16 protein-coding genes are annotated in these 16,696 nt (G+C 68.5%); 11 read left to right on the top strand and 5 right to left on the bottom strand.

Annotation, left to right across the window (positions count from 1 at the left end; translation table 11 throughout):
• Nucleotides 1–166 precede the first annotated feature (166 nt).
• The 3 genes from ACPWUT_RS09555 to ACPWUT_RS09545 all read left to right on the top strand — a co-directional run bounded on the left by ACPWUT_RS09555 (nucleotide 167) and on the right by ACPWUT_RS09545 (nucleotide 2,317).
• Nucleotides 167–640: a hypothetical protein gene (locus ACPWUT_RS09555; RefSeq protein ID WP_425836916.1), complete on the top strand. Its 474-nt coding sequence runs from the start codon at nucleotides 167–169 to the stop codon at nucleotides 638–640.
• The gene (locus tag ACPWUT_RS09550; protein WP_425836913.1) at nucleotides 633–1,097 is read left to right on the top strand and encodes a hypothetical protein; all 465 of its coding nucleotides are present in this window, start codon (nucleotides 633–635) and stop codon (nucleotides 1,095–1,097) included. Before ACPWUT_RS09555 ends, ACPWUT_RS09550 begins: the two co-directional genes overlap by 8 nt.
• A 152-nt stretch (nucleotides 1,098–1,249) precedes the next feature.
• On the top strand, nucleotides 1,250–2,317 hold the full coding sequence (locus tag ACPWUT_RS09545) for a VanZ family protein (RefSeq protein ID WP_425836910.1): 1,068 nt from the start codon (nucleotides 1,250–1,252) through the stop codon (nucleotides 2,315–2,317).
• A 223-nt stretch (nucleotides 2,318–2,540) separates the two neighbouring features.
• Here the strand turns inward: ACPWUT_RS09545 and ACPWUT_RS09540 are convergent, their stop codons facing one another.
• From ACPWUT_RS09540 to ACPWUT_RS09530, 3 genes are all read right to left on the bottom strand, one after another.
• Complete coding sequence (locus ACPWUT_RS09540; RefSeq protein WP_425836908.1) at nucleotides 2,541–2,711, bottom strand: hypothetical protein; 171 nt, start codon at nucleotides 2,709–2,711, stop codon at nucleotides 2,541–2,543.
• Nucleotides 2,712–2,923: 212 nt separating this feature from the next.
• Entirely contained in the window at nucleotides 2,924–3,265 is a 342-nt protein-coding gene (locus ACPWUT_RS09535) for an ATP-dependent DNA ligase (RefSeq protein WP_425836905.1), read from the bottom strand.
• A gap of 127 nt (nucleotides 3,266–3,392) precedes the next feature.
• Nucleotides 3,393–3,668 carry a hypothetical protein gene (locus tag ACPWUT_RS09530; protein ID WP_425836902.1) on the bottom strand — a complete coding sequence of 92 codons (276 nt, stop codon included), beginning with the start codon at nucleotides 3,666–3,668 and terminating at the stop codon, nucleotides 3,393–3,395.
• Nucleotides 3,669–3,933: 265 nt separating this feature from the next.
• On the opposite strand from ACPWUT_RS09530, the gene ACPWUT_RS09525 reads away from it, so the two are divergent.
• Nucleotides 3,934–4,455 (top strand): SHOCT domain-containing protein, encoded by a 522-nt coding sequence (locus ACPWUT_RS09525; RefSeq protein ID WP_425836899.1) that lies wholly within the window; start codon nucleotides 3,934–3,936, stop codon nucleotides 4,453–4,455.
• Between the two features lie 31 nt (nucleotides 4,456–4,486).
• On the top strand, nucleotides 4,487–4,777 hold the full coding sequence (locus ACPWUT_RS09520) for a DUF3263 domain-containing protein (RefSeq protein ID WP_425836896.1): 291 nt from the start codon (nucleotides 4,487–4,489) through the stop codon (nucleotides 4,775–4,777).
• Nucleotides 4,778–5,100: 323 nt separating this feature from the next.
• Here the strand turns inward: ACPWUT_RS09520 and ACPWUT_RS09515 are convergent, their stop codons facing one another.
• Both ACPWUT_RS09515 and ACPWUT_RS09510 read right to left on the bottom strand, forming a co-directional pair.
• A complete protein-coding gene (locus tag ACPWUT_RS09515; protein WP_284527702.1) occupies nucleotides 5,101–5,442 on the bottom strand; it encodes an ATP-dependent DNA ligase in 342 nt (113 codons plus the stop codon).
• 264 nt (nucleotides 5,443–5,706) lie between these two features.
• Nucleotides 5,707–6,210 (bottom strand): hypothetical protein, encoded by a 504-nt coding sequence (locus tag ACPWUT_RS09510; protein ID WP_425836893.1) that lies wholly within the window; start codon nucleotides 6,208–6,210, stop codon nucleotides 5,707–5,709.
• A gap of 434 nt (nucleotides 6,211–6,644) precedes the next feature.
• Here ACPWUT_RS09510 and ACPWUT_RS09505 point away from each other — a divergent pair, with 434 nt between their 5' ends.
• From ACPWUT_RS09505 to ACPWUT_RS09480, 6 genes are all read left to right on the top strand, one after another.
• On the top strand, nucleotides 6,645–8,864 hold the full coding sequence (locus tag ACPWUT_RS09505) for a glycoside hydrolase family 3 N-terminal domain-containing protein (protein ID WP_425836890.1): 2,220 nt from the start codon (nucleotides 6,645–6,647) through the stop codon (nucleotides 8,862–8,864).
• Nucleotides 8,865–8,999: 135 nt separating this feature from the next.
• Nucleotides 9,000–9,404, top strand: a complete 405-nt coding sequence (locus ACPWUT_RS09500) for a hypothetical protein (RefSeq protein ID WP_425836887.1) — start codon at nucleotides 9,000–9,002, stop codon at nucleotides 9,402–9,404.
• Nucleotides 9,405–9,542: 138 nt separating this feature from the next.
• The gene (locus tag ACPWUT_RS09495) at nucleotides 9,543–12,497 is read left to right on the top strand and encodes a glycoside hydrolase family 3 C-terminal domain-containing protein (protein ID WP_425836884.1); all 2,955 of its coding nucleotides are present in this window, start codon (nucleotides 9,543–9,545) and stop codon (nucleotides 12,495–12,497) included.
• A gap of 76 nt (nucleotides 12,498–12,573) precedes the next feature.
• Entirely contained in the window at nucleotides 12,574–14,997 is a 2,424-nt protein-coding gene (locus ACPWUT_RS09490; RefSeq protein ID WP_425836881.1) for a glycoside hydrolase family 3 C-terminal domain-containing protein, read from the top strand.
• On the top strand, nucleotides 14,997–15,632 hold the full coding sequence (locus ACPWUT_RS09485) for a hypothetical protein (protein ID WP_425836878.1): 636 nt from the start codon (nucleotides 14,997–14,999) through the stop codon (nucleotides 15,630–15,632). Before ACPWUT_RS09490 ends, ACPWUT_RS09485 begins: the two co-directional genes overlap by 1 nt.
• Entirely contained in the window at nucleotides 15,629–16,684 is a 1,056-nt protein-coding gene (locus tag ACPWUT_RS09480) for a glycosyltransferase family 2 protein (protein ID WP_425836875.1), read from the top strand. The genes ACPWUT_RS09485 and ACPWUT_RS09480 overlap by 4 nt, the downstream gene beginning before the upstream one ends.
• The last annotated feature ends 12 nt before the right edge of the window (nucleotides 16,685–16,696 follow it).

The raw sequence follows: 16,696 nt of genomic DNA, 5'->3' as shown, positions 1-16,696 counted from the left end.
AGCCGGGGCTCTTCGTTGTTGTGTGTAGTGTCGCGCCGCGCCGTCCGTCACTCGAGGTCCTCGAGCTCGAACAGCTTCGGATCCGTCGGCGGTGATAGCGGCTTGGGTCCTCTTCGTGCGATTATGTCGTCAAGTCCGCCTGTTAGCTGGCCGAGGAGGTCGTCCCATGCGGAAGCTACTAATCACTGCGGGTGCGGCCGTCGTCGCAGGCTTCATCGTGGGCGCATTGGCAGTCAACGCCATCACTGCGTCGCCGGAGGCCGAGCGCCCTGCAGGCGACCAGGAGGTTCACGTCGCCGACGCTTTCGCGCCACGCGCATACGAGACACCCGCTCCCGCGCGTGGCGTTCAGCCGGGCAGCCACGGCACGAACGACGCGGGTCTGACATACGGTTACGACGCCGGCCCGACCGAGCCGCTCCCTGACCTTGTCGAGGCGATCGCCACGAACGGGCAGATCGGTTACTACTACGCGAAAGATCTGGCTGAGGTTCTTCAGCCACCGGCTGATCTCGATCCCAACGAGGTGGCTGATCAGTCGCACGGGGTGCTGACCATCCCCGTATACCTCACCGACGGCGTCACCCAGATCGGCGAGTATCCGATTCTGCCCGCGACGGTCGAGTCCACTGATGAGTGAGGTCTTCTCGCCCCCCGCGCGCCGATCCATCCGCTCCCGGCTTCTCATCGCAGGGTGTCTCCTCGGCGGCTTCCTGGTCGGCATCCCCGTGGGTGCCGCCGTCGCGACGACGTACTCAAGCTGGGTGAGCTTCGGCAATGGCCATCACGTTCGCGCGTACACGGTCGACTCGAGCGGCACGCCGATCGGCGGTTCACAGGTCGAGAAAGCCAACGGCAGCACCTCACCGACGGGATACTTGGGGGGCGCCGCCACGCTGCAGCGCAGCACCGCATCGTGCGCGACGGTCGGGATGACATATAACACGAAGTCTCTGGTGAGACTCATCGTCAAGGTCGAGTACGACTGCGGTTCCGGCAATTACCGGACGAGCGCGGTGGGGAGCGCATACAACCCCAACACAGGCAACTACTGGACGACGCCCACCCCCACAACCCCGTACCAGTACGTCCCGTAGCTGACCCGGCGGGGGCGCACGGTCGAGGGCCGAAGTCGGACACGAGCGCCCTGGCACGCTGCTCGGAGGCGCCATCGGTGGCAGGATCGGTCTGTGATGTCAGAGCAGGTCTTGCTGGGCGGGATTGCCGTCCTGCTGGGGTGGCTGGTGTAGTGCTGCTGGTCCCGTTCGTTGCCGTGAGCTATCGCAGACGTGGACGGGTGGGGTTGCGTCGCACGCTGGTATGGGCCGCGGCGCTCGTGTACGGCTGGGCAATCTGGACGTACACACTGCTGCCGTTACCCGATCCGACGAACATCGTGTGCGTGGGCACGAACACGAACCTGTTCGAGTTTGTGGACGACATCAGCGGGGCGTGGGCGCGCGCCGCGGGCAGCCCGTTGCACGCCCTGACCGATACTGCGGTCCTGCAGCTCGCGCTGAACGTGCTGTTGTTCGTTCCGCTGGGCTTCTTCTTGCGCATCCTCGGAGGCCGCGGGGTGGTCGTTGCGGGCGTCGCGGGGCTGTTGTTGTCGGCGCTGATCGAGACGACGCAGTTGACCGGCGTGTGGGGCCTATACCCGTGCGCGTACCGAGTGTTCGATGTCGACGACATGCTCACCAACACCACGGGCGCGGCGTTGGGCTCGATCCTGGCGCTGGCCGTGCCGTCTCGGTTCCGCGGCGGTGCACGCCCCGTGAATCAGCGACCGCACCCGGTGACGAAGGGACGGCGCCTGCTGGCTATGCTCTGCGACTGGGTGGCGCTCACCCTCATCGGGGGCGCGGTGGCTACGGGGGTGCAGTCGTACCTTCTCTATGTCGCTGGCGACGCCGCGGCTGTTGCCGACGGGCGGTTCGGCTCTCTGACTGGAGGAGTTGCAGCCGTCGCCCTCTTCCTGATCGTCTTACTCATCTCGGGTCGCTCGATCGGCGATATCGCCGTCATGCTCAGATACTCCGGCAGCTCGCTCCGGCCGCTTCTGGCGCGGCTGCTGCGGTTCTTGGGTGGGATCGGCGGCTACGGGTTGCTCCAACTGCTACCCGCGCCCGCGGATGCAGCGTCCAGCATGTTCGCCCTCGTCGCGGTCAGCGCGACCATCGCTACCGCCCACGGGCGAGGCCTCCCCGGACTCATCTCCGGACAATCCCTCATCGACGAACGCGAGCAGGCATTGCCCCACGCAGAGCGACCCGTCACACCCGCTCATGACACCTCGGCTGAACAGGAGAGCCACTAGCAGCTGGCATATCGGCGCTCACTGGATCGACCTCGCGCGCACGGTTCGAGCCCTCTCACGGAACGTGGTGAGGGCTCGATCGGGACCGCGCGACTGGGGGATGTCGCTGTTGGGGGAACTGGTACCCGTAACCGTGAACATAACCGAACCGGCACGCTTCCACCAGATTTGTTTCCGGGGTCCACATACTGCGCTTCGATGTGCTCAGCGAGCGGGGCAGGACTCAGGCGTGTCGGATCGCGTCGTCGGTGCGCGTCTGCAGGTATTCGCAGAGGAGCCCAAGTGCTCCGATCTCGCCGGCGAGGTTCGCGATGCCAGCCCGGTCGAGGCGGACTTCTTCGGTGCGCGGTTCAAGCGTGACCATCCACACGGGTCGGTCGTTGACGAGTGTCACGCTGAGGAAGGCTACGCCGCCGGAGCGGGCGAGGGTGACGACGACGATGCCGCTGTTGGTGCCGGGGACGGAAGCTGTCGTCGACGACGCTGACTTCCTCGGCGAACAGACTGTGTGTGTCCCAGAAGCCCGTGAGCCAGGATTCGACCTGGGCGCGATCGCGGTAGGGCATGTGATCTCCGTGGGGGTGGGGGTTTGCGGACGCGAATCGTTCAGGTCTCGAGGTGGATTCCGGGGTCCGCGTCGGTGGTGGCGGGCGTTGCGGGCTCGGGGACGAGGTGGAGTCCGCCGGCGGAGTTCGCGGTGAGGGCGAGCGCTTCGATCCAGTCACGATTGAGCGAGGGAGACCGGCTGCCGAAGAACTGGAACGTCAAGTTGGCGTGCGGGTGGACCCAGACGGACCGGCGACCTTCGCCCGTGCTCGGCTCCTCACGCCAGCTGAAGTAGAACGGCTCTCCGCGCCTCAGCTTGTTGCCTATGACGACCTGGAGATGCGCGAGAGCGCGATCCTCGATCTCGACCTTGGCGTGCCCGTTGTAGTTGAACCGACCCATTGCAGTTTCCTCCGGTCTCGAACGCTCTACTCTCACTCCGGTCGCCACGCGAGTCAACCATGCGATGACCCTGCTGTTGACGATCCCGAACCGCGGCGCCAAGGCTCATCTGAGCGCGTCTGCCTCGCTACCGCTCAGCCCTCTCCTCGACAGCCGAGGACCACACCCAGCACCGGTGCTCGTGCCCGTCGATGGTGAACACGATCCCGACGGCGTCCGCGGTCCACCGTGCGGCGACCGCGTCGACCTGGACGGGAGTGTCTCCGAACCGTACCCACGCCTTCACGCGCCGGCGTGGCCTCGGGTCGATCGTGAGGGGCTTCTCGTCGAGGCGCAGCTCGAGCGGGGTGAGCGTCTGCAGGTTCGCCCCGCGAGCGACGGTCTGCAGGACGCGGTCGTTCATGCGCGCGTCGACCGCGTCGGCGTATCGCCTGTTCGTCCCCACTGACCCGAGAGTCCCCTTCTCCGGCCGAGAGCATCCATCGTACGACGCGACCTCCGACGTCGCCCACCCTCACGCCTTGCAGGCCGCCCCGCCATGCCGTTCCCTCACTGGGAGGCGTGGCGGGGCGTTTTGCGCGTCACGCGGTCGCGTACGGTCTCCTGCGGTGTGATCCGTGCGGGCGCTGCGCTACGCTCGGCGGCACACACACTTCTGGGGAGAAGTCATGGCTGACACACCGCTGTACCAGTTCACGTCGCACATCGCGGGGAAGAACGCGAAGGTCGAGATCTACCCTGACCGGATCGAGTGGCGCCTGGACCGTGGCGTCTCCGGCGCGAAGGTGACTGCCGGCGTCCTGACGGGCGGGCTGTCGATGCTCGCCACCGGCGTGAAGAACGGCAAGGCAGGCACGGAGATGATCCCGGTGAAGTCGATGTCGTCGGTCACGACGAAGCGCGACGGGATGATGAACTCTCTCGTCTCCGTGATCACCACGGGGAACACGGTCGACTTCCGCGTCTCGCACAAGGAGGCCGAGATCGTGAAGTCGACGCTCACGAGCCTCATCATGGGTTCGCACCCGTCGCAGGCCACACCCGCGCCGGCACCCGCCGCGCCAGCACCTGCCGCCCCGGTCGTCGACGTGACCGCGCAGCTGCAGCAGCTCGCGAGCCTCCGCGACGCGGGGATCCTCACCGAGGACGAGTTCGCGGCGAAGAAGGCGGACCTGCTCAGCCGCTTCTGACGAGTCGGTGGCCCCGGGCAGACTCGTCGCCATGCGCACTGGGGGAGCACGGCGGCCGCGCCCGTCGATCGAGGAGCTGCTCGACTTCGAGGCGGCATGGCCGAGCCACACCGCCGCGAAAGACGAGGCGATCTACCACGAGCTCGGCGTGGGCGCCGCCCGCTACGACCAGCTGCTCCACCGGGCGGCCGCGTCCCTCGATGGGCAGGCGCACGATCCGCTGACGGCTCACTGGGTGAACAGGCTGCGCGCGTCGTCTGCCCACGTTTTGCCCACACCTGCCCTTCCCGGACGCCCTGCGTTATCCTCCGTCGCCCCCTGATAACCCGCGTCTTTCCGGGGGAGACGTGCTCCTGCGCGCACGCAGGGTGAACCACGACTTCTTCAGCGGGTCGGGTTCGTCGTACGTCATCGGCAAGGCCGTCGCGACGGAAGACGAGGACTGGGACTTCTAGAACTCCTGGTCAGTAGTACCACCTCACTGATACGGGGAGCCCCCGGCAGGTCGCTGCACATGCGCGACTCGCCGGGGGCTCCTGCGTCTTCCCCCACGTGCTGCGCACGTTCGCTCATCGCCCGGGCGACGACGGTGACATCGTGTCGAGTGCGGCGATCGTGGCAGATGGGGTGTGGTGACGCTCTCGCTCAGGGCTCGAGGGATGTATCGACGTCCGCGTCCGAGGGGACCGGGCCCGCCGGTTCGGGGATGAGGTGGAGTCCGTTGGGGGAGTTCGCCGTCAGCGCGAGGGCTTCGAGCCAGTCGCGATTCAATGCCGGCGTGCGGCTGCCGAAGAAGTCGTACCTCAGGGTGGCGGCCGGATGGAGCCACACGGATCGGCGGCCTTCGCCCGTGCTCGGGTCTTCCCGCCATGTGAAGTAGAACGGTTCGACACGGCGCAGCTTGTTGCCCACGACAAGCTGAACGTGTGCGAGGGCGCGATCCTCGACCTCGACTTTGGCGAGCGTGTCGTAATCAAAACGTCCCATCGGGACCTCTTTCCTGGACGTCGACTATCGGGTCGGCTTGCACGCGGGGGCATGCAGCTGCTCGAAGGCTCCGTGAAACACCACGCCCGGCTTCCTTTCACACTCCTCTCCCGCTCGCGGCTGTGCAAGGAGGGGAGAGACCGTCGCATTGCGTGCCGCAACGAAAGGCGCTACGGCACGGGCTCGCCGGCGCGCCCCTCGTTGTGGTCGGAACCGGGCGTACGGGTGGCGCTCGTGAGCAGGACCAGGTCGTATCAGCCGCGGCTACGCCGAGAGAAGGATGTACGCGGCGAAGACGAGCCAGACGATCGTGACGCTGATCGGGATGAACAGGTCGAGCTTCAGCCGCGTCTGGCGCATCGTGCGGAAGCGCTGTCCCGCGGGCATGTCGATGTGCGACGCGACCCGCGCGCGCAGCCCGCGACCGCGCCAGAGGTTCGCGTATGCGCGCTCCGACAGGCGTGAGTCGTCGGTCGACTCCCGCGGGTTGCCGTCGCGGTCGAACCGCGATCCCAGGTCGAATTTGTGGAAGTCGACGATCGCGCACCGGGCGAAGATCACGGGGAAGAACACGTACCAGGTCGTCACCATGGCCAGGATCAGCACCGTGAAGAACGGCAGCCTGTCGCCCACGCCGAGCAGGATCGCGCCGACGGCGAGGTAGAGGGACTGGGCCGACATCGACAGGCCTCGGTACGACTGCACGTTCGCTTCGTACGTCGACCATTGGCTGTCGGGACTGATGTGTCCCTGATGCTGCTCCACCATGTCTCCGAGCCTATGGGCACGACGGCATCACCCCGGCTCGCGGATCACGGAACGGTCACGGAAGCCCGCCCGATCGGGTCGCCGGCGACAGATCGTGCGACGGAAACGACCATTCGTGCGTCTGCCCCCGGGCCGTCCACCCCTGCGTGAAAACGTCGATTCAGCACCACCCCGTCCCCCTGCACGAGCAGACGCACAGTCGCGACGGACCACGGCGGTGTGGCCCCAGAGGCGGGGCCAGCACCCTCCCGCATGACGCGTGGCGGGTGAACGTCGATGACGAAAGGGATAGGCCAATGAGGGCCCTGCCAAGAAAGGGAATCGCAGCGATCACCGGGATCGGACTTGCGATCACTCTGACCGGATGCACGTTCGGAGATTCCGAGCCGGCTTCCTACACGACCCGCGAGGTCACGGACGGGACCACGGACTTCGTGGTCGTCGAGAACCCCAACGGCGGCAAGACGCTGTCGTACTCCGCTGACGGACCGATCGAGCTGCTCGAGGTCGCCGACGGCGACGACACGCTCGCATTCAAGGACATGAACGCCAACGGCGAACTCGACACGTGGGAGGACTGGCGCCTGGACTCGAAGGAGCGCGCCGCCGACCTGGCCCAGGACATGTCGATCGAGCAGATCGCCGGTCTCATGCTGGTGAGCTCGCACGAGCGTTCGCCCGCCGACGGTCTGACCGACCCGCAGAAGACGTACCTGGAGGAGTCGAACCTCCGCAACGTCCTCAACGCCGCGGGCAGCAACGTCGAAGACACTGTGCCGTGGGTCAACGAGATGCAGGCGTTCGTGGAGACCCTGGCGACAGCCGACACCCCGTACGTGCCCGTGAACTTCAGCTCGGACCCGCGCTCGACCGCCGGGAGCGGCGGCTACAACGCCGACGGCGAGGACATCTCGCGCTGGCCGTCCAGCCTCGGCCTCGCTGCGACGTTCGACGTCGAGCACACCCGCACGTTCGGCGAGATGGCCTCAGCGGAGTACCGCGCCCTCGGCATCGCCACGGCGCTGAGCCCGCAGATCGATCTCGCCACCGAGCCGCGCTGGCTGCGCGTGGCCGGCACCTTCGGCGAGGACGCCGCGCAGAACGCCGAGCTCGCCGCCGCGTACGTCGACGGCTTCCAGGGCAGCGGTGGCGAAGACGCGTGGGGCCCCGAGTCGGTCAACGCGATGATCAAGCACTGGGCCGGCGACGGACCGGGCGAAGGCGGCCGCGAGTCGCACACCGAAGCCGGCAAGTACGGCGTGTACCCGGGCGACAACCTCGCCGAGCACACGGAGGCCTTCCTCGGTTCGCTCGACTCGGCCGCGGTGATGACGGCGTACTCGATCGCACTCGACGCCGACGGCGAGCCGCTGTTCGAGGACCGCACCGGCACCGCGTACGACTCGGGCCGCATGTCGATCCTCCGCGACGAGAACGGCTACGACGGTGTCGTGGTCACCGACTGGGGCGTCATGACCGGCGCCACCGACCCCGATGCCTTCATCGCGATGGCGTGGGGCGCGGAGGACCTGACGCCCGCAGAACGCTATGTGAAGGTGCTGGGCACCGGCCACGACATGTTCGGCGGCGTGAACGACGCCACCCACATCCTCGAGGCCGCCGAGCTGTGGCAGGAGCAGTTCGAGGCGGGCGACCAGGAGGTCGACGCCGAGACGCGCTTCCGCGAGTCCGCGGCGCGCATCCTCACGCTGATGTTCAACCCGGGTCTGTACGAGAACGCGTTCGTGGACCTCGAAGCCTCCAAGGCCGTCCTCGCCAGCGAGGACAAGGTCGCCGCGGGCTATGCCGCCCAGCTCGACTCCGTCGTCATGCTCAAGAACGACGGCGAGACGGTGTCGGCGGCCGAGGCGGCCGACTGGGAGGACAAGACGGTCTACATCCCCCGCTCGTACAACATCGGGATCGCGGGCGCCTTCGGGCCGGCCACCTACACCGAATACGCGGGACTGGACCTCGAGGTCGCCGAGGAGTACTTCGGCACCGTGCTCACCGACGAGGTCGTGATGGACGACGACGGCGTGGTGACGAGCTACACCGCCCCCGACCTGAGCGATGTGGACCTGGTGCTCGTCGGGATGAACAGCCCCGACAACGGCGGCACGTTCACCAACGCCGGCCGTGACTCCGAGTCGAAGGAGTTCTACCCGCTCTCGCTGCAGTACCGGCCCTACACGGCCGATGGCGAGAACGTCCGGAAGACCTCCATCAGCGGTGACATCCTCGAGGACGGCACGAAGGAGAACCGGTCGTACTACGGGAACACCTCCCACGTGCTGAACGAGGCCGATCTCGACGCCTTCGAGCGCGCGGTCGACGCTGTCAAGGCGTCCGGCGAGGACATCCCGGTCATCACCGTCCTGAAGGCGTCCAACGCGACGATCCCGGCTGAGTTCGAGGCCGACTCGGACGCGATCCTCGTCGGCTTCGGCACGAGTGACAAGGCCCTGCTGCAGGTCGCCCTCGGCCTCTACGAGCCGCAGGGTCGTCTGCCGATCCAGTTCCCCGCCGACATGGACACCGTCGAGGCGCAGCTGGAGGACGTCGCGAAGGACATGACGCCCTACACCGACGCGAACGGCAACGCGTACGACTACGGCTTCGGCCTGAACTACGCGGGAGTGATCTCCGAGTAGTCGCCGACCGACCCGCTCGAGGCCGGCAGAGAACGTTTCTGCCGGCCTCGACCGGGGACGGCGTCCCAGGATGCCGTCGCAGAACACAGACCCGGGCCCCGGAACCTCGCGGCCCGACCCCCTAAAGGAGCAGAGATGAACACCAACAAGATGCGCGCGGCCACGCTCGCCACCCTGATCTTCGCGACCGGTGCCTTCGGCCTGACCGCGTGCTCGACCACCCCCGCCGACAACGGCTCCCAGACCGAGGTCGCCGACGTGGACGTGGCCGCCGACCTGCAGGCGGCGCGCCAGGCCGTGGTCGACGCGCTCGCCGAGGACCCCAGCTGGAAGCAGGTCATGCTCGCCGGCGACGTCCAGCAGCCCACCGAGAAGTACGGCCTGCTCGTGATGCCGTTCGTGAAGTCCGAGGCCGCCGAGCGCGTGACCGGTACCGTCAACATCGACGGCGGCAAGTACGTCATCGAGGCCGAGTCGGCCGCGACCGGCCAGACCTGGCAGATCGACCAGGACGGGAACATCTCCGAGGTCACCGGCTGACCTCTCCGCGCCGCCCGTCCGAACCCGAAATCGGGCGGGCGGCGCACCCTGCTCGCGGAAGGGCGGCGCGCGCGGCGCGCCCCTGACTCCCGCCCCCGCTTTCCCCACCCCGCGTTACACCACTGAAGGAGAAGAGCCGTGAACGCACGACCCTCCCCGGGCGCGCCGGCCGCCAAGGCACGGATGTCCAACAAGAAGTACCTGGCGATCTGGATCCCCGCGATCGCGCTCGTGACGATCGTCACGGTCGTCGCGAACGTCGGCCTGAACGTCGCGACCGGATGGGTCGCCTCTCAGCTGGGGTCGGGCACGTACACGTTCACCAACTCCGAGGAGTCGGCGGATTGGGAGACCGAGTACTACGAGGCCGACTACGCCGACATCGACGAGGTCGACGCCGCGTCGCTCGAGCTCGTCGAGGAGATCGGCGCGGGCGGCATCGTCCTCGCCAAGAACGACGCTGCCGCGCTGCCCCTGAATGCCGGCGCGAAGGTGACGATGTTCGGCCGCGCCGCCGCCGACCCCGTCTACGGCGGGTCGGGATCGGGCTCGGTCGACACCAACTCCGCCGTCAACGCGCGCCTCGGGCTCGAGAACGCCGGGTTCGAGATCAACGACGCCGTGTACGCGTCGATCGAGGCCTTCGCCGCCGAGAACCCGCGCGGCTACATCGAGATGGACAAGCCGGAGATCTCCACGTACGACATCGGCGAGATGCCGGTGGCCGGCTACGAGGCTCAGGAGTCGACGTTCGCGCAGTTCGCCGACGCCGCGGTGGTGTTCATCGGCCGTCCCGGCGGCGAAGGCGGCGACCTGACCCGTGACATGACCGGGTGGGACGAGAACGCCGAGCCGGGCCAGCACCAGCTCGAGCTGAACAAGGACGAGCGCGACATGATCGCCCTCGCTCAGGACAACTTCGAGACCGTCGTGGTCGTGGTCAACGCGTCGACGACCGTCGAGCTCGGCGATCTCCAGGACGATGCCGAGGTCGACGCGATCCTGCTAGCCGGTTCGCCGGGCGCGACCGCGCTCAACGCGCTCGGTCGCATCCTGAGCGGTGACGTCAACCCGTCCGGCCACACCGTCGATCTGTGGGCAGCCGACTTCACGGCGGACCCGACCTTCGCGAACTTCGGCCACTTCCTCTACGACAACGTGTCGCCGTCCTACCCGGTGCCCGTGACCGAGAGCGCCACGTCGAACGCGACCGTCACCGACGAGGCCCCGTTCGTCAACTACGCCGAGGGCATCTACTACGGCTACCGGTACTACGAGACGGCGGCAGCGGAGGGCTTCATCGACTACGACGACGCCGTCGTGTACCCGTTCGGCTACGGCCTCAGCTACACCGACTTCGCGTGGCGGATCACCGGCACCGAGGCGGGGGCCACCGACGGCACGATCGCCGTGACGGTCGACGTGACCAACACGGGTGACGTCGCCGGTCGTGACGTCGTGCAGCTGTACTACTCGGCGCCCTACACGCCGGGCGGCATCGAGAAGTCGGCGGTCGTGCTCGGCGACTTCGCGAAGACCGGGGTCATCGAGCCGGGCGCGTCCGAGTCGGTGACCGTCGAGATCGCGGTGGAGGACATGGCCTCCTACGACCACCTCGGCGAGCGTGCGTACGTGCTGGAGGCGGGCGACTACGCGCTGAGCGTCCGGACCGACTCCCACACGGTCGCCGCCGGCACCGAGCCGTTCACCTACACGGTCGACGCCGACGTGGTCTACGCGGGCGACCAGCACCGTGCGTCCGACCTGGCGGCGGTCACGAACCAGTTCGACGACGTGTCGGCGCAGTTCACCACTCAGGGCGAGGCGGGGAAGATCCCCGTGATGTCGCGCGCCGACTTCGCCGGCACCTTCCCGACCGCGCCGGAGGGCGAGCTGCTCGTCGCCGACGAGGCCGTGGCGGCCGGGTTCGGCGCCTGGGATCACGAGGGTGCCGCCGCCGCGTTCGAGGGGGAGATGCCCACGACCGGCGCCGCGTCGGAGCTCTCGCTGATCGACATGCGAGGCCTCGCCAAGGACGACCCGAAGTGGGACGAGCTGCTGGACTCGCTGAGTGTCGGCGACATGTCGGCGATGCTGCTCAACGGCGCCTACCAGACCGCGGCGATCGGATCGATCGGCAAGCCGCAGACGCTGGAGCCGGACGGGCCCGCCGGGTTCTCTTCGTTCATCAACTCCGAGATCAACGGCACGGCCTACCCGTCCGAGGTGCTCATCGCCCAGACGTGGGACGTGGAGCTCGGCACGGCGATGGGCGTGATGCTCGGCAACGAGGCGATCTTCAAGAACGTCAACGGCTGGTACGCCCCGGCGGTGAACCTCCACCGCTCCCCGTTCGCCGGTCGCAACTTCGAGTACTACTCCGAGGATCCGGTGCTCTCCGGCGCGCTCCTGACGGCGGTCGCCAACGGCGTGGGCACCAAGGGCGTCTACACGATGATCAAGCACTTCGCGATGAACGAGCAGGAGACCAACCGGGTCAACAACGGCATCGCGACGTGGGCGACCGAGCAGACGATCCGGGAGATCTATCTGAAGCCCTTCGAGATCGGCGTCAAGAACATCTCGATGGACGTCACGTACCTGTCCGACGACCAGGGGACCGTCGCGCAGACGTCGATCGGCGCAGCGGGCATCATGAGCTCGTTCAACCGCATCGGCGCCACCTGGGCGGGTGGCTCCGTGGCTCTCATGGACACGGTGCTGCGCGGCGAGTGGGGCTTCGAGGGCTTCGCGATCTCCGACTTCAACCTGTACCCGTACATGAACCCCAATGAGGGCATCGACGCGGGCACGGATCTGATGCTCACCTTCCAGCCGTCGAAGTCGTTCAACGACAGCAGCTCGGCCAAGGCGGTGACCGACATCCGCACCGCGACGCACAACATTCTGTTCACCGTCGCGAACTCCAACGCGATGGACGGCCTCGCGCCCGGCGCGACGGTCGAGTACACGCCGCCGGCGTGGGTCGTCTGGCAGATCGTGATCACCTCGGTGATCGGTCTGCTGATCGCCGCGGCGCTCGTGATGGTCATCCTGCGCGTGCGTCGTCACCGCAGCACCGTCACCGCATGAACGTGGTCGCCGGGCCGGACGTCTGCTCGCCGGCCCGGCGGCCACTCCTGCCCACCTCTCCGACGAAAGACCTCCCGTGAAAGACACCTCCACGCTCGTGGCCGGCTTGAGCCTGCTGGAGAAGGCCGCGCTGCTGAGCGGGGCCAACACCTGGCAGACCCGCGCGATCGCACGCGTCGGCCTCCCGGCCGTCTGGCTCGCCGATGGACCGCACGGCGTGCGCAAGCAGGTCGGCTCGGCCGACCACCTCGGCATCAACGGCTCGGAACCGGCGACCTGCTTCCCCACGGCGGCGACCGTGGCGTGCAGCTGGGACGACGCCCTCGCCGAGGAGATCGGCGCCGCGCTCGGACGCGAGGCGTCCGCGCAGGGCGTCGGGGTGCTGCTGGGACCCGGGCTCAACATCAAGCGGAGCCCGCTGGGCGGGCGCAGCTTCGAGTACTTCTCGGAGGATCCGGAGCTGTCCGGGCGCCTGGCCGCCGCGTACGTCCGCGGCATCCAGTCCGAGGGCGTCGCCGCGACGCCCAAGCACTTCGCCGTGAACAGCCAGGAGCTGCGCCGGATGGTCAGCGACTCGGTGGTCGATGAGCGTACCCTGCGCGAGATCTATCTCACGGCGTTCGAGATCGTCGTCCGCGAGGCCGCCCCGTGGGCGATCATGTCGTCCTACAACCTCGTCAACGGCGTCTACGCCCACGAGAACGCACATCTGCTCATCGACATCCTCCGTCGGGAATGGGGATTCGACGGAGCCGTCATCTCCGACTGGGGAGGTGGCAACGACGCGGTCGCGGCCGTCGCCGCCGGGGGCACGCTGGAGATGCCGTCGCCGGGTTTCGACTCGGCGCGGGAGATCGTGGCCGCGGTCGAGGCGGGGACGCTGTCGCTCGCCGACCTCGACGCCCGCGTGACGGAGCTGGTGGAGCTCGTACGGCGAGTGACGGCGGGGCCCCGGGGTGTCGCCGACCTTGAGGCCCACCATGCGCTGGCGCGCCGGGCGGCTGCGGAGTCCGCGGTGCTGCTGCGCAACGAGGACGACCTGCTGCCGCTGGCGGACGGCACCGCCGTTGCGCTCATCGGAGCCTTCGCCACCGTCCCGCGCTACCAGGGGGCCGGGTCGTCGCTGGTCAATGCGACACGCGTGCCGACGCTCGCCGAGGCACTGGCCGCGGCGCCCGTAGACCTCGTGGGGGTGGCCGAGGGCTTCCGCCGCGACGGACGCGCCGACCTGGCGCTCCACAGCGAGGCCGTGGCGCTCGCGGCCCGCGCGGATGTCGTCGTGCTGGCGCTGGGCCTGCCCGAGATCGCCGAGTCCGAAGGTCTCGACCGCTCGTCGCTAGCTCTGCCCGAGGAGCAGGTGCGGCTGCTGCGGGCGATCCGCACCGTCACCTCGAAGGTCGTGGTGGTGCTGAGCGCCGGCGGCGTGGTGGAGACGCCGTGGGCCGCCGACGCCACCGCGCTGATCCACGCTTACCTGGGCGGCCAGGCCGGCGCCGAGGCCATCGCCGACGTCCTGACCGGCGCCGTCGAGCCGGGTGGCCGGCTGGCCGAGACCATGCCGTTCGTGCTGTCCGACACGCCCACCGCGTCCCGCTTCCCGAGCACCGACCGCACCGCCGAGTACCGCGAGGGCCCGTTCGTCGGCTACCGGCACTACGAGACCGCCGGAGTGCCGGTCGCGTTCCCCTTCGGATACGGACTCGGCTACACGTCGTTCGCGTACAGCGACTTCGAGGTCGACGACGCGGGCGCGTACGTGACCGTGACCAATACCGGGTCGCGCGCGGGCGCCGACGTCGTGCAGCTGTACGTCGGACGCGCCGGCGCCGGCGGCGTGCTCCGTCCGGTGCGCGAGCTCAAGGCGTACGCCAAGGTGCGGCTGGAGCCGGGCGGCGCGGAGCGCGTGAGCCTCCCGTTCGGACCGCGCACCTTCCGCTTCTTCGACGTCACGTCCGGATCGTGGCTCGTGGAGGCGGGGGAGTACGACGTGATCGTCGGCGCCCACGTCGGCGATCAGCGGCTGAGCGCGGTCGTGTCGCGGGGCGGGGTCTCGCTCGCGCCGCGGGACGCTCCGGCGGGCGGCGCCGCGGCCACCGACGCCGACGCCGCATTCGCCGAGCTGCTGGGCAGACCGATTCCGCCGCGCGACTGGGCCCCGGGACCGCTGGGGGAGAACGACCCGATGGACCGCATGGCCGGCGCGCGCAGCGCGCTCGCCCGCATCGCGTACGGCATCCTTGACCGGCGTCGGCGTGCGGCGGAGCGCGCCGGGGCGCCCGACCTCAACGTCCTGTTCCTCCTCAACGGCCCGTTCCGCGTGATCTCCAAGATGAGCGGGGGGCTCGCCACGCGGCGGCTCACCGCCGCGGTCCTCACCCTGGTCAACGGCCAGTCCATCCGTGGCCTCGGCCGTGTCCTGGTCGCGTTCCTCGCAGGCCGGCGTGCCGAGCGGGCCACCCAGAAGGCGTTCGACGCCGCAGCCATGAACAGGAGTGCATGATGTTCGCCGCGATCAAGAAGTGGTGGATCGGGTTCCAGACGAGCCGCCCCGAGCTGTCGAAGTTCCTCATGTTCTTCGTGCTCTCCAACGGCGTCACGGTGCTGCAGCTGGCGCTCATGCCGCTGTTCCGCTGGGGGTTCGCGACGTTCACCGGTCTGACCGACGTCGGCTTCCAGGTTCTCCCGGTCGGTTCGAACGTCGACGGCAGCCAGTACTACATGTTCGACTACGCGGCCGGAGCGCTGCCGGAGGGCGGTGGCGGGCTTGCCTACTTCCTCGCGGTCCAGATCACGCTCCTCATCGCGCAGATCATCAACTTCTTCCTCCAGCGCAACATCACCTTCAAGTCCAACACCTCGGTGTGGGTCGCCGCGCTCTGGTACACCGTCGCCTATGTGGCGATCACCTTCCTGGCGGCCGCGGCCCAGGGCTTCTACAAGGCCGCGATCTACGACTTCTTCATGGTGACCCTCGGCTGGGGCAGCAGTGGAGCGGTGACCGCCGACGTCCTCACCATGATCATCAACTCGGCGATCTCGTTCTGGGTCTTCTACCCGATCTTCAAGGTCATCTTCCGCCAGGTGCCGGTCTCGGTCGAGGTCGCGGAAAGCACGGCCGAAGGGGCCGGGCGATGAGCGCGCCTTCGGCCAAGGTGGGAGGCGTGCCCCTGCTGAGCGTCGTCGTGCCCGCGTACAACGCGGCCGCCTACCTCGGACGGGCGCTGAGCGGGCTGACCGCGATCGACGGGGTGGAGGTCATCGTCGTCGACGACGGCTCGACCGACCGGACGGGGGAGGTCGCCCACGCCTGGGCCGCGCAGGCCCCGGACCGGCTGCGTGTCATCCACCAGGTCAATCGCGGCCACGGCGGCGCGATCAACACGGGGATCGGCGCCGCGACAGGCACGTTCCTCAAGGTGCTCGATGCCGACGACTGGCTGGACCTCGATGCCCTGCGGGTGCTCGTGAGGGCACTGGCCGAGGGAGAGGCCGCGGGCACCGACGTGGACGCCGTGTTCACCGACTTCGTGCACGAACGGCTCGACAAGACCCCGCGCGTGGCGCGCTTCGATTCGGTCTTCCCTGTGGACCGGGTGTTCACCTGGGCCGAGACCGATCGCTTCTCCCGCCGCCAGGTGCTGATGATGCACGCGATCGTCTACCGCACGCAGCTGCTGCGCGACTGCGGACTGCGCCTTCCCGAGCACACCTTCTACGTCGACAACCTGTTCGTGATGACGCCGCTGCGCCACGTGCGCCGCATGCGCTACCTTCCCGTGCCGCTCTACCGCTACTTCGTGGGACGGGCGGGCCAGTCTGTGGCGCCCGAGGTGATGCTTCGCCGCGTCGACCAGCAGCTGCGTGTGAATCGTCTGGCGCTCGCGACCCTCCCGGCCCAGGCGGAGGTCGCGAGCGGCGACGTGCCGATCCAGCTGCAACGGGCGCTCCTCCACCACGTCGAGGGCGTCTGCGCGGTCACCAGCGCTACGCTTGCCCGCGGTGGGTCACCCGCTCACCTGCGGGAGCGCGACCGGTTCTGGCGCGAGGTCCGGGCCGAGAACCCGTGGCTCTACACGCGGATGCGGCGCACCCTGCTGGGCGCGGTGAGCAACCTCCCCGGGCAGGCGGGGCGCAGCGCCACGCGATTCGCGTACCACGTGGCGCGCAGAGTCGTGGGGTTCAGCTGAGAGAGTCGGAGG

This window comes from Microbacterium sp. PA5, assembly GCF_049860775.1.
Classification (GTDB): Bacteria; Actinomycetota; Actinomycetes; order Actinomycetales; family Microbacteriaceae; genus Microbacterium.
Note: the sequence above shows the minus strand (reverse complement) of the source record. Positions and strands in the feature narration are given on the sequence as shown.